The sequence below is a fragment of the Rothia uropygioeca genome, from assembly GCF_004136585.1.
Taxonomy (GTDB): domain Bacteria; phylum Actinomycetota; class Actinomycetes; order Actinomycetales; family Micrococcaceae; genus Rothia.
This window is the reverse complement of the sequence record NZ_NOIR01000002.1, coordinates 168,406-182,012: the sequence shown is the minus strand read 5'-3', so window position 1 is coordinate 182,012 and position 13,607 is coordinate 168,406. Positions and strand designations below refer to the sequence as shown.

Genomic DNA, 13,607 nt, shown 5'->3' with positions numbered 1-13,607 from the left:
CGCGTGCCCAGTTTCAACGCACCCGAGAGGGGTGGGCAATATGGGCTCAGCCAGGAACTGGAAAACGTCCGAGGAAACTCGCCGTCACGGCTCGACGAGAACGATAGATGCTCCCCCGAATTCTCGCGCGGATTATCGAAGAGCCATACCGAGCACACGCCGGACAACAGTAGAACTACTGTTGCCCCTCGGTCAGAGGTTGCTCTGGTGCACCACGAACTTAGGCTTGCGGAGTCGTGGGACGCTGGTGTGTTTGTCCGGTCATGGTTTCGAGTTCTTGTTGTTTGGTCTCGGGTACGAATCGCAGGACGAAGAAGAATGAGGCCAGCGCGAAGAAGGCGAACGCTCCGTAGAGCCAAGACAGACCGACTCGTTGCGTCATCGGCTCGAAAGCGAACGTGACGATGAAGTTGAAGATCCAGTTCGAGGTAGTCCCGATGGCGAGTGCCATGGCGCGCATTCTGTTGGGGAACATTTCAGCCAACAGAATCCACATGACCGGGCCCCAAGAGAGGGCGAAGAATACGACGAAGGCGTTGGCCCCGATCAGCGCAAGTGGTCCGTATGCGCCGGGCAGCGAAACGTTGTCGCCGCTGCCGAGTTGTTGGGAGAAGGAGATCGCGGTGAGCAGCAGCGACAGGAACATCCCGATTGATCCGATGGTCAGCAGTCGCCGGCGGCCGATTCGGTCAACGAGCAGCATCGCGATCACGGTCATGACGACGTTGATGCCCGCAGTAATGACCGACGTTGTAAAGGAGTCGGATTCACTGAACCCGACGGACTTCCACAGGGTCGTGGAATAGTAGAAGATCGCGTTGATGCCCACGAGCTGCTGGAACGCTGCGATGATGATTCCAACCCATACCAGCGGCTGAAGGCCGAATTTATTGCCACGAATGTCGTTGAATGTGCTCTTGTGTTCTTTCTGGAGCGTTTGACGAATTTCTTCGACTTTGGCGTCCGGGTCGGATTCCCCTGATACACGCTTCAGGACACTCGCGGCCTGGTCGTAACGACCACGCAAGACGAGGAAACGCGGCGATTCGGGTATCGACATAGCCAAGACGCCGTACACGACCGCCGGGATAACACCGACCAAGAACATCCACCGCCATGCCGGGATGTTCAGCCACAAATCCTGCGATGAACCGCCGGCGGCACCGGCAAGGCCCTTATTGGAGCTGAGTACGACTAATTGGCCGATCGTGATCGCCAACTGTTGCAAGGATCCGAGGGCACCACGGCCCTTGGCCGGCGCCACTTCGGAAATATACGCCGGGGCGATCACCGAAGCGATACCGATTCCCAGGCCACCGATCACACGCCAGATCAACAGGTCGACCACGGAGAAAGCCAAGCCCGACCCGACCGAGCTGACGATGAACATGGCGGCACCAAGCAGCATCACATTACGGCGACCCCAACTGTCCGCCAGCCTTCCGGCGTACCAGGCACCGACGGCACAGCCCAGCAATGCGATCGAGACGACAAACCCCGAGAGAAACGAGCCCAATTCGAAGTGGGAGCTCAGCGCATCGACGGCGCCGTTGATGACTGAGGAGTCGAAGCCAAAAAGAAAGCCGCCAACTGCGGCGGCAATCGAGACACCCACGGCCTTCCCATGGCCACTGGTCGCATTGATGCTCTTATTAGAATCCGCCATCATTCTGCCCATCTCCAATCGACTGCAACCTGCGACCGTTAAGGCTCAGCGCAAGTTTCGCCAGCAACAATACTCCGACAGGCCGTCAACTCAACAGAGGCCGGAAGTGACGCGCCGTCCCTCCTACAGATAGCTGAACGGGCGCATCAGCGACGTCGAGCGCCACGAGGCTTCTCGGAACAACGCGCTCATCAACGCCTGTGCTGGCGATCCGGATGAATGTACCGGAACCTGGCGGACGCAGCTGGGGCGACCTGCAAAAATGGCCGTATGCTCAAAGGCAAAATCCGTATGGTGCAACGCCTCGAGACCATACGAGCCTGGTTCATTCCTATGCGATCTTCGGTTTGTGCTCGACTGGGAAATTTACCGACCGTGCGATGAAGCAATACTGTCCGACGTTACTGTGCAAGGCCAGAGGTTTTTCTGGGTCGCTGTCCATATAAATCCCACCGTACCCAATAGGTCCTTTGTATAAACTGGGGCGGAGCAAAATTGTTTCACGAAATGCGTTTGAGCGAAGATTCTAGTTTCTCCAGGCTCACGTCTTTGGTTCTAATACCCAGAACCGCTGCAGTAGCTGCACAGACCAACCAGCTTCCTGCCGCGGTGATAATGAGGTAGGTAGCTCCATTTTGTCCAGCCAGAGCGAGGATTCCTCCGGCCGCGAGTGGGGCGAGGAAGCCTCCTAGCCGGCTCAGCCCGAAACTTGTGCCGGCTCCCAGCCCGCGCAAGTGGGTGGGGTAGATCTCCACCTCGTAAGTGTGGAGCATTGGTCCATCGATGAAAACCAGCATTTCCGTCAGGAACCCGAAGAGCAGGATCATAGGTACCGAGTCGGAGAAGTAGAAAGCTATGCCACAGAGCATGTTTAGCGTGTAGAAGACAGTCATCCCCCATTTGCGGTTGATCCTGTCGGTTATTTGCGAGGCGACCAGGCAACCGATGGGGTAAGAAATCTGGATCAGAGCCGTATATCCGAGAGCGTCAACAATCGAGTATCCCTTGGCAGTCAGGATGACGGGGACGAACGTCGTGAAACCGTAAGCACCGAATCCCTGAAAGAGTTCGATGATCCACACGCTCAGGGTTCGCCGAAGGTACGCCGGACGCAACAAATCAACAGTCTTACTCGATTTCTGCAGAGTGGAGTCCATGGGTGGGGCCGGTTGGGGCTCGGGCAGTCCGGAAAGGTTCCGTTCAGCCATCACACGTTGTTCCATACGAGAAAGAATCGCGTCCGCCTCGGCATGGCGCTCTTTCCGGTCAAGCCAACGCGGCGACTCGGGGACATGCCGGCGAATAAAGATCGTCACCAATGCCCCTGCTGCGCCGATCAGCAGCGCGATCCTGAACCCAGACAGTGGCAAATTCTCTGCCGGCCCAATGAAGCGGGCAATGAATCCGCCGACGGTGCCACCGAGGAACCCAAAGGCAAGCATGAGCGCAGTTGCCTTACCGCGCCGACCCGCAGGCATGAATTCTTGTGTATAGGTCGACGACAAGGGGATTTCCGCACCCGTGCCCAGGCCCGCAATGATCAAGGCGATAATCAGGATGACACCGTTAGGTGACAGGACCGCGAAGATGTTGCCGGCTGCGAGGATGCTCAGGTTGAGGGTAAATGCGTTGCGTCGTCCAATGCGGTCAGCTAGCCGGCCAAATATGATCGCGCCGAGGAACGTTCCGAAGAACAGGGCGGTGGGCGCTCTGGTTGCCAGCTGCTCGTCCCCGAGTGACGACAGAAAAGTCGAGGAGATAGGACCGATGGAATACAGCATGTAAGCGTCCCAGAACGTGCCCAGGGAGATCAGGAAGACCATCAGCGTTATATGCCGTGAGTGTGGCAGCCGGTCCAGCCTTTCGGCCGTGCCATATGTATGCGGGCTGCTCGTTGTCATCAAGGTCAGGCCCCTTTAATTGCGTTTTGAAGAAAGTCAGCGAACAACCTCGTCGGATTCTCAACGAGAATCTGACGCTGACGCTCAAGTTCGGGGAACCAAAACCCCAGTTGCCCCAACAGGTCGTCGTACCGGAGTCCCACGTTTTCGTGACTGATCCACGGCCAATCACTGCCCCACAGAATCCTGTCCCCTCTCTCTTCCTGAAGTTGCCTAGCCAGTTGGAGAGCGTGGTCGCTGATGGCCAGTCGATACGGAGCTGAGAGCTTCACCCATGTACGGCCCGTAGCCAGAAACTCGGCTACAACGCTTCCAGAAGGCGTCGATAAGTCATTGATGAGACCGAAATGGTCAATGACGAGATCCGCACCAGCATCAAGGACTACTTGTCCGACTCCGGATAAATGCTCTGGTTCAATCAAAACTTCGATATGCATCCCCAACTTCGACGCATTGCGAAAGAGCCGCTGATACTCAGCATCTGCCGGGTCCGGCCTGTTAGGGAGCTGCCACCAGTTCAGCCGAAGCCCACAGACCCCGTGCGAGGCCAATTCGATGAGTTCACTTTCGCTGGTTCCCGGAGCCACTTGTGCAGTACCCAAGAATCGACCATTGCCTTGCGCCAACGCCTCCAGAAGCAGTGAATTGTCATTCCCGTAAAAGCTCGGCGCAGTCAGGACGGCATTGGAAATATTGTTGCGATCCATATTCGCAAGTAGCTCGTCTGCCGAAGCGTCTGCCGTTGGGCTGGAGTGACGGAGAGGCGATAGAGGGGCATCCCGACGCACGACGTGCGCATGGCAGTCGATTCCGGTTGGTTGGCCGGGAGCTGACGAGATGCAAAGAGGCGTTTGTAACTGGGGCATGTTTTTCACGATAAATATCGTGAGCGCGAACACCTATCAACCTAGGTACATAATCTGTATAAGCTCAGCTTATGGAAAGCCTTTCGATACCCTTGCTGCGCACGTTCGTCATGATCTGCAGGCTCGGAACCTTCAGCGCCGCTGCTGAGGCTCTCGACATATCTCAGCCAGCAGTATCGTTACGGGTCCGTCAGCTTGAAAATTTAGCTAGTGCGACCTTGTTCGACCGACACGGCAACACCGTGGTGTTGAGTACAGAAGGTGTTTCACTTCTCTCCTATGCCGAACGTGCGCTCCAGGCGATTGATTCGCTCAACAGTTATCTCGAAGACAAACAACCGTGGACGGGGTTACTCCGCATCGGCAGCTCTGAGCTTTTCTCTATGACAGGTCTTCCTGGAGTCCTCCAGGCCCTGGAATCCGAGCACCCGACGCTCAAAACGAACCTTACGGTCCGGGCAAGCACCTTCTTGATGAAGGCTCTTGAACGGGGTGAACTCGATGCCGCGTTCGTCAGTGATCCCGACCCAACTGCGGACTGCGTGCTCCTCGAACTTGCCACGACGGGACTCGAAATCATCAGCAACGGACACATCGGGCTCCCTGACGTGGTGACACCGAAGGATCTTGCCGGTTATCAGACTCTGCTCAACCCTCGACCATCTGCGATCAACACCATTGTGGCCGACTGGCTCTCCCCTGAAGACGGCTGGTCAGAGACCAACACCTGCGACAGTATTCCGGTAACGATGAGGCTGGTCCGTGACGGCATCGGGGCGGGCGTCATACCGCATTGCATGACCTCGACAGAAGACACGCCAGGCATTGTGCGTCATAGCGCATCTCCTGAGTTACGGAAACTGCGGGTCTACTTGGCACACCGACGTCGGTTGTCCGAAGAACGCGTAAATTTTCTCGCCTCGACCGCCCTCGAAGTACTAGCCCAGGCCTCTGGTTTTGAAGTGACTGGGTCGTCGATTTCTTAATACCTGCGAAAGTGGCACCGAGACACTGCGACCGACATTCAGCACCATGACTCTGCATGTAAGCTACGATGCAACGTCCTGGTCACGCGGCCCGGCCGGGCAAAGCCGGCCGGGCTTCTTCACCGCCGCTGTCACCGTTGGCGGGCGACTCTCAGCGCGGATAGTCCGAACATCCGAGTCAGGGCAGATCGGATCACACCAAGGCGAGCTCCCTATCGTGGATCATCCACTGATCAGGGCCGAAGATTTCGTAACGGATCCGAGGACCGGATACGCCGAAATCGACGAGTTGCGTACGCAGGTCCTGCATGAAGCCCAAGGGGCCGCACAGGTAGGCGACGGCGTTCGAGGGGATGTCGAGAAGTGATACATCAACCCGTCCCGTGATGTCACCGCCCTCGGCCATAAATGAGATGGCGCTGCCTTGGGGCAGACGCCGGACCAAGTCCAAGGCTTCATCGCTCAAAGCCCATTCACTCATGGTGTGCTCGGCATGAATCAGTGTCACGCGACGGTTAGTGCCTGAACGTACCAACTCATCCAAGAAGGCCACCATCGGGGTGATCCCGATACCGGCGGAGAACAGATAAAGCGGTGAGTCATCATCGGGAAGAATATTCGACAGCAAGGCGTCGCCGTAGGGGTTCGAGATCTCGATGACGCAGCCGGGCTGGAAGTCACGGTGCATGATTGGGGTTATCTCGCCATCAGCGTCCCGCTTGACCGCGATGCGGCGTTGATTCGGTCCCGACGGCAGAAGAGTGAACTGCCGCGGCTGAAGCAGCCCATCATCAGTGGTTGCAAACACCGAGATGTATTGCCCAGCTACCGTCGGGGTCATAGGAGTCTTGTCCGCGGGCTCAAGCGTCAGAACGACGACGTCTCGACCGGTCTCCTCACGCCCGATGATCATGAACGGGGAGCGCGATCTTTGATTCGCCTGCCGGGCACGCAGGTCTCTCTCGAGGCTGATCAAGGAATGGGCCATCAACCAGTAGACCTCAGTCCAGGCGTCGACGATCTCTTCCGTTGCGGACTCCCCTAGATCCTTGGCAATGGCGCCGAAAAGATACGTGTACACGGTCTGATACTCCGACTCCGGGACCCCCAGGGAGACGTGCTTGTGGGCGATGCGGGAAAGCACCTCGTCCGGGTACGAGTCCGGGTGTTCAATAATCCACTGCGCGAAAACGGCGATGGATCCTGCCAGAGCGCGAGGCTGAGTACCTTCCACCTGGGATGAGCGGGAGAATAGCCCATCCATCAGATCGGGACGCGCCCGGAACATGTCCTCGTAGAAAACGGACGCGATCTGCGGGATACGTTCCGCAATGATCGGAAGACTCGCCTCGATCACGGGCCTGGCCTTGTCAGACAGCATAGGAACTCCTTTACTACTCTCGTTGAACCGGTATTAAATAAGCATATTTCATGCCAATTAAATAGCGAGGCTTCGAGTGCCGCTCAACGGCATGAGATTGATCTCAGACGAGACAGTCGGGCGGAGGTTCCAGACCGAGTGGGATCATAATTGGGCCCATCTGGCGCCGGTGCGGCAGCTCGGAGATGATCACGTCATCCAGTTCAGCGTAAAAGGCCTCACGGGCCCGCCGGAGCGCACTACGGAGATGGCAGTCGTGGTCCATGGGACACGTCCCACTGGAGGCTTCGCACTCAACCATTGCCTGATCCCGCTCCAGCTCGCGAAGTAAATGACCGACGGTTTCCTTGAGTCCCACGGCCGTAATGCTGACTCCTCCACCGCGACCGCGCGAGGCATCGACAAGACCGAGAGAGCTCAATCGTGTGACGGACTTGGTCACGTGGTTATAAGGAGTGCCCACACCGTCTGCGATCTGCGCTGAGGTGAGTTTTGTACCGGACTCGGTTGCGGAGAGCAACATCATGACCCGGAGAGTGACGTCGGAGAATGCTGTGAGTCGCACTGCCCTCCTTTGGGATTCTATGGGTGCGGCCCCGAAGCCGCGGGCTGGCGCTGTGCTCGAATGGGAGAACTTATTGTATCCGCATCGGCAAGAGTTAGTCTTCTGCGCACGCCTCACCACGAGCGCTGGCATGGCCGTTCGCGAACGTTCTTTCCGAAATCGGCGTCCGTGCTACGTCGGTGCTGATCACGTCAATCCTCGTGGCCGTGAGTAGACTGGACCGCATTCAGAGCGACAGCCATTGCCTTCTACCTGAATGGCCGGGATAGGAACCCTACGCGGGGCCCGCCGGATACCCGCGCCGTTTTCCCACTCGATTTCAGTACCAACGCACGGCAAGGGTGATTCTTGTGATGCCAGAGTGGCTACGCCAGCCAGCTGACGGGATACGCAAAGCGACCGAAATCGCCGGCGCCCACCGGGACAGCCTGTTGTTGTTGCTCAAGGGCGTCCTCGCAGCAACGGCAGGATGGTTTGTTGCCGACACCCTGCTCGGGGCCCCCTCGCCGACCTTCGCGCCCTTCGCCGCTTTGCTCACAGTGCAGGCGACCATTTCTGGGTCCCTGAAAGACGGGGTGCGATTCGCGGTCGCCATGGTATGTGGAGTGGCGTTGGCGACGCTCGTAACGGCTCTCGTGGGCACCTCAACGGCCAGCTTCGCGGGCCTCGTGCTCCTGGCCTCGGCCTTGGGTCGGTGGCGGAGGCTGGCTCCGCAGGGGACCCAAGTAGCGGTGTCCGCTCTGTTCGCTTTCGCCGCGCTCCTGCAGTCTGATTCCCCCACCATCGATCTGTACAACGTCGCGAGCATGGTAGGTCTGGCCCTACTCGGCTGTTGCCTCGGAGTGGTCACGAATATGGTGGTCGTGCCGCCGTTGCGTTACCGTTCCGCCGAATACGGTATCAGCGCGCTATCGCAATTCATGACAAGCTTGCTGACAGACGTTTCGGAAGGTTTGCGCGAGGGAATCCCCGACCAGCACCAGGCCGATGGGTGGGTCCAACGCGCCGAAGACTACTCGAGACTGGTGGCTCAAGCACGCGCCGGAATCGAAGGGGTTGCCCAGAAAATGCGGTTCAACCCACGGCGAATATTCCAACACAGCTCGGGGTCATACGAGGGTCACCGCATTATCGTCAACACATTGGACCGGGCGGGCGGCGAAGTTCTCTCCATCACCAGGGCGATGGCCAGCATCCGCGACACAGAGAATAGATCGAAAACCGAGCACGACCGATTCTGCATCGACTACAGCCAGTTCCTACCCGTAGTAGGTGAAGCCGTTGGCGTGATGGAAGGACTGCGTCGCCCCGAAGACACGGATGATATTGAGCGCCTCGACACCATCGTTGGCCGAGCACGCACGGCCTACTCCACCATCGCTGAACGCGCCAGGGACTACCAACTGGACGACCCGGATCAGTGGCCCGTTTACGGCTCCATGCAGATCGACGGCCACCGTCTGATCGAAGAGCTCACCCACGCCCAGAGCAGTCTCAAACGGCTTGCGACGACGCCGAGAGGGTATGCGGATTAGAAGATTGAGGCCCGGAGTACCGTGGCCCTCAAGAAGCCTTTCAAGGGAGCATCATGACGAAGCATCCGCAAGACGGGCCGGGTGCCGCCAGGTCCGCCGCAGCCCGGGTTCCATCCAGTGACCCGGCCACGAGAAGCCTCAAACGGAATGTGACCGGATTCCTGCTCTACGTCTTCATTCTCGGCGACGTCTTGGGGGCTGGCATTTACGCCTTGGTCGGCCAAATCGCTGGCGAGGTCGGCGGCGTTACGTGGATTCCGATGACGGTCGCTCTGCTTTTGGCTCTGTTGACCGCGGCCTCGTACGCGGAACTGGTAACCAAATATCCCCGTGCCGGCGGCTCAGCCGTCTTCGCCGAAAGAGCATTCAACTCTCCGTTGGTTTCATATCTAGTGGGTTTTGCCATGCTGGCCGCCGGCGTCGTCAGCGCAGCGGCTTTGGCTCTTGCTTTCGCCGGGGATTACCTCGGTTCGTTCGTGCATATCAATCCAGTAATGGGCGCAATTATATTTCTTTGCCTGGTGGCAGCGCTCAATATGCGTGGAATCAAGGAATCTTTGCGATCCAACGTGATCATGACCATGATCGAGTTCAGTGGTTTGCTGGTCGTCATCATTTGCGTAGGTGTTCTCGTGGCGAACCACGGGGGCGATCTCACTCGGGCAACTTCTTTTGCGAATGATGTCCAGCCTATTCCGGCTGTGCTGGGGGCGGCCATCCTGTCCTATTACTCATTCGTGGGATTTGAGACCTCAGCGAACATCATTGAGGAAGTCCGACATCCCAGCAAGGTTTATCCGCGCGCGCTTTTCGGCGCTCTCATCACGGCGGGCGTGATGTACGCACTCGTCGGCACTGCCGCGTCCGTTGCCGTGGATTCGAATACGTTGGCGCAGTCCTCGGGGCCGCTGAGTACTGTGATGGGTGCGACAGGTGTGCCCATCCCGGCCTGGATCTTCAGTCTGATTGCGCTAGTGGCTGTGGCAAACGGATCTTTGCTGACCATGATCATGGCCAGTCGCCTGGCGTATGGAATGGCTCGGCAAGGGATCCTGCCATCCCCTTTGGCAAGAGTGCTTCCACGCAGGCGAACTCCATGGATTGCCATCCTCGTGACGACGGTGTGCGCCATTGGCCTGACGGTGGCAGGTTCCGTGGCCGTCCTGGCAGAGACCGTGGTCATATTGCTCTTGCTCGTCTTTCTCAGTACCAACGTCGCGGTATTGGTCCTGAGGCGCGAAGAGGTTCCACACCAGCATTTCCGTGCGTGGACTTTCGTGCCGGTCCTGGCCATGATCTCCTGCCTGGTCCTGATCTCTCAGCAGACAGGTGAGGTTTGGCTGAGAGGGGCGGCCATCATGGTCATAGGCTTAGTAATCTACGCGGCCCTTGGTCTCAGTAAGCGATACCGCGGCCGACGGTGAAAGTATCAGCGAGACGGAGGGGGACGGATTCCTCGAGCCACGACAATCACGGTTTATTCACTCGTCACCTTGTATCTGGATAGTGAAGCGAAATAAGTCCGGGCCCATCTGATCGCGACGCTGGGCCTGTAGCGGCAGATTGCTTTGTTGCTAGTCTTGAGGAAGTCGCGATGTGTTGCCCCGCTGAGTCAAAGGGTGAGTTGATCGCAAGATCAGGGCACAAAGGAGAGCTCGATGAACACGGACCAGTACGCCAGAGCCTTCCGGAACCTGAGTGAATAAGTCCATAAGGCCGGTTTGATCCGCCGGCAGTACACTTTCTATTGGTCAATGATCCTTGGGTGTGTAGCGGTCTTGTTGGGACTGTTGGCCGTCGTGATCGTCCTGGGTGCGACCTGGTATCAGATGATAACCGCCGCCCTGATCGGAGCCGTGTTGGCCCAGATAGGCTTTCTCTCTCATGAGGCGGCCCATCGAGAGGTCTTTGCATCCCGGGCATGGAACGAATGGGTTTCTCGAATCCTGTCCGGCACGCTCATGGGCATGAGCTACAGCTGGTGGATGAACAAGCACAACACCCACCACGCCCATCCCAATCAGGAAGGCAAGGATCCCGACGTCGAATCGACGGTACTGACGTTTACTCCCGAAGCCAGTCAGCGGAGGACCGGGCTGAGTGCCAAGCTGGCCGCACGTCAAGGCGTCTACTTCGTGCCACTGTTGCTTCTCGAGGGATTCAACCTGCACGTCCAATCTCTGAAGATGCTCTTCTCTTCCCCTGCAGTACCTCACCGGGTCGTAGAAATAAGCCTCATCCTCATTCGACACATCGCATATTTGACACTGTTGTTCACCATGCTGCCTGCGGGTATGGCGGTTGCCTTTGTGGGTGTCCAGGTCGGCTCCTTCGGCCTCCTTTTGGGAGGTGCCTTCGCTCTGAACCACATCGGGATGCCCACTGTCCCGTCGGGAACCCGCATCGATTTTCTCCGTCGTCAGGTGGTCATGTCACGCAATATCCACGACGGACTGCTGGTGCGAGTTCTGATGGGCGGTCTCCAGTACCAGATCGAGCATCACTTATTTCCCGCCGCGCCGCGGACCAGCCTTCCCGCCTTACAAAAAATAGTCCGCAAATACTGCCAGCAATACGACATCCCTTATGAACAAAGAACCCTGCCCGAGGCGGCAGTGACCGTCGTGTCGTATTTGAATCAAGTTGGGCTCAAAAACAGGGACCCATATGTCTGCCCCTTGGTGCAGCAATACCGAGGTTGAAAAACGATCAATGTCCATCCCGGGGAGATGCAGTATCTTCTGAGGACCGAAACGGAGGATTATCATGAAAGTTACCGTCCATGCGGAAATGTGTGTTGCATCAGGAAACTGTGGACTTGTAGCACCGAACGTATTCCAGAACCCAGAAGAATACGACGGATTCGTGAAACTTGTGAACCCGGACCCGCCAAAGAGTGAGTGGACCGCCACGCGGCTCGCAGAGATCCAGTGCCCCTCGGGAACCATCCAAATCGACGGGCACCCGTTGCCGCCCCAATAGCCTGGCGCGAAACTCCCCATCCGCAAGCGAATTTCAGGTTAAGCATGACGCAGCCGCGTGACTGACGCGTGAGACATCAACTACGGTTTCGCCCGTTGCCAGGCCGTTGCTGAGAAGGGTCACCGGCGACCGGCAGAGGCTTCGCCGGCCCGGCCCGACTCACCATTGTCGGGCATTTGCGCGCACCGAGTAGTCCGGCCAGGGAAGTTCGATCGGCGCCTCGAAATCTTTCGGCAGCAATGCGGGCATCGGTTTCTCTTCGGTTCGTCGGTCGAATTCAGCTCTCGCCTCTTCGAGGATTTCCGGCCGGTCGAACAGATCGAGGAATGTACCGGCGACGGTCTTTCCCGCAGTGACGATCGTCGGGGCTATCGTTTCGGGGATCCCACCGAGAGCGTTCATCACCCACGCCGGGTATTGGCCTCCGCCTTTCGCTGTCGCGAGGGTCGGGCGAGAAACATAAAAACGCACAAGCGGGGCGTAATGCGACATTTCGACGTAGTCATCGCTTGTCCAATTCCGTTGCCAAGCCGGCATCTGCTCACGAAGCAACCGTTCCGCCTCGGCCGGTTCGATGAGCTGTTCGGTCTTGTCGAGGAACGGACGATCCATGGGTTCGAGGCCCAGACTCTTCTGAATCTTATGTGCCACCGCGACCGCTTCGGGACCGTAGGAAGGTGGACCGACCTGTTCGAGGTTCTCATACAGCGCCTGTGCCAGGACATGATTCGTTCGTCCTGGGCGGCTTCTTGCAACCCACCTCTCCTCAAGTTCGCAATGGGCCATTACCGCCGCCGCCGCTGCATTGCGGTCGAGCACTGCAAGGATGTGTTCGGCCATTTCGATGTCGGGTGTGCGCCAGGAGAACTGGAGTCGTGCTACTCGCTGAGGCAGATTGTCCGCTGTGGCCTGCCCATCGCTGAGGATCGCATCGGAGAAGCTCCAGCCTCCGGTGGCCGGAAGCATCGAATCGAGCATGGTTCGGGATGCGGTGTACATCTGTGACAGCGCTACATTTGCTCCCGGCGCCCGAGCAGCGGAGTGTGACGCTGGAATGGGCGAGTTCGGATCCGCCGTCGAAATCTGCCAGGTTTCGGGGTGATCGCAGACGAAGCTGTAGACCTTGGAGTAGTAGGCCCCGCAGTGGGTGTCCCATCGAGCGGTGTTGCACAGGGGAAGCATGTAGAAGGGGTGGAACGAGACGATGGCGTCGACGTCGTCGTAGTAGCCCCGTAGACCGTGGACGACCTTTGAACCGTGCATTTTCTCTGCGGGCTCGCCCGTGTATTTCAGAGTTCCGTGGATCTGATGGACCTCCATGGCGTGTTTGGTGGCCAATAAACCTGCCAGTGTAGAGATCCCTAGGGCCGAATGCGGGTCCGTGTGGCCCGGAGAGAACCGGCTCAGACCCTCACGCGGAGCTTCCGTTGTCCTGGCAGCCTGGTTGTTTCCCGGCACGGCATCGTACTCGGCGTACGTCAGGAGTCTGGGTCCTTCTCCGTTTGACCACACCGCGGAAAATGCCGTCGGCATTCCTGCCGATCCGTCCTCGACCTCGAAGCCTTCATCCTGTAGGAGCTCGACGTACCAACGCTGGGACCTGTATTCGCGCCATGCAGGCTCGGCCAGTTCCCAGATGTGCGTGTGCCATTCGAGGAGTTCGTCGAGGTGCTCGTCAATCCAGGTACGAGCGGTCTCCTTGGCAGAGGTGTGCATGGGTGACAT

General features: G+C 58.1%; 10 protein-coding genes. 4 read left to right on the top strand and 6 right to left on the bottom strand.

Features of this window, described 5'->3' with window-relative positions; translation table 11 throughout:
- Positions 1-220: 220 nt before the first annotated feature.
- The 3 genes from EWR20_RS05095 to EWR20_RS05085 form a co-directional block, all read right to left on the bottom strand.
- A complete protein-coding gene (locus EWR20_RS05095) occupies positions 221-1,669 on the bottom strand; it encodes a sugar porter family MFS transporter (RefSeq protein ID WP_238147594.1) in 1,449 nt (482 codons plus the stop codon).
- A gap of 497 nt (positions 1,670-2,166) precedes the next feature.
- The gene (locus EWR20_RS05090) at positions 2,167-3,567 is read right to left on the bottom strand and encodes an MFS transporter (protein ID WP_129359566.1); all 1,401 of its coding nucleotides are present in this window, start codon (positions 3,565-3,567) and stop codon (positions 2,167-2,169) included.
- 5 nt (positions 3,568-3,572) lie between these two features.
- Positions 3,573-4,433, bottom strand: a complete 861-nt coding sequence (locus tag EWR20_RS05085; RefSeq protein ID WP_129359565.1) for an amidohydrolase family protein — start codon at positions 4,431-4,433, stop codon at positions 3,573-3,575.
- Between the two features lie 71 nt (positions 4,434-4,504).
- Between EWR20_RS05085 and EWR20_RS05080 the strand changes: the two genes are divergently transcribed.
- Positions 4,505-5,419, top strand: coding sequence for a LysR family transcriptional regulator (locus EWR20_RS05080; protein ID WP_129359564.1), 915 nt, complete (start codon positions 4,505-4,507; stop codon positions 5,417-5,419).
- A gap of 193 nt (positions 5,420-5,612) precedes the next feature.
- On the opposite strand, the gene EWR20_RS05075 is transcribed toward EWR20_RS05080, so the two are convergent.
- Complete coding sequence (locus EWR20_RS05075; protein WP_129359563.1) at positions 5,613-6,800, bottom strand: globin domain-containing protein; 1,188 nt, start codon at positions 6,798-6,800, stop codon at positions 5,613-5,615.
- 103 nt (positions 6,801-6,903) lie between these two features.
- Complete coding sequence (locus tag EWR20_RS05070; RefSeq protein ID WP_129359562.1) at positions 6,904-7,365, bottom strand: RrF2 family transcriptional regulator; 462 nt, start codon at positions 7,363-7,365, stop codon at positions 6,904-6,906.
- Positions 7,366-7,718: 353 nt separating this feature from the next.
- Between EWR20_RS05070 and EWR20_RS05065 the strand changes: the two genes are divergently transcribed.
- The 3 genes from EWR20_RS05065 (at position 7,719) to EWR20_RS05055 (ending at position 11,602) form a co-directional block, all read left to right on the top strand.
- Positions 7,719-8,900, top strand: a complete 1,182-nt coding sequence (locus tag EWR20_RS05065; protein WP_129359561.1) for an FUSC family protein — start codon at positions 7,719-7,721, stop codon at positions 8,898-8,900.
- 53 nt (positions 8,901-8,953) lie between these two features.
- Positions 8,954-10,324: an APC family permease gene (locus EWR20_RS05060; protein WP_129359560.1), complete on the top strand. Its 1,371-nt coding sequence runs from the start codon at positions 8,954-8,956 to the stop codon at positions 10,322-10,324.
- 330 nt (positions 10,325-10,654) lie between these two features.
- Entirely contained in the window at positions 10,655-11,602 is a 948-nt protein-coding gene (locus tag EWR20_RS05055) for a fatty acid desaturase family protein (protein ID WP_129359559.1), read from the top strand.
- A gap of 439 nt (positions 11,603-12,041) precedes the next feature.
- Here the strand turns inward: EWR20_RS05055 and EWR20_RS05045 are convergent, their stop codons facing one another.
- Positions 12,042-13,607: a zinc-binding metallopeptidase family protein gene (locus EWR20_RS05045; protein WP_129359557.1), complete on the bottom strand. Its 1,566-nt coding sequence runs from the start codon at positions 13,605-13,607 to the stop codon at positions 12,042-12,044.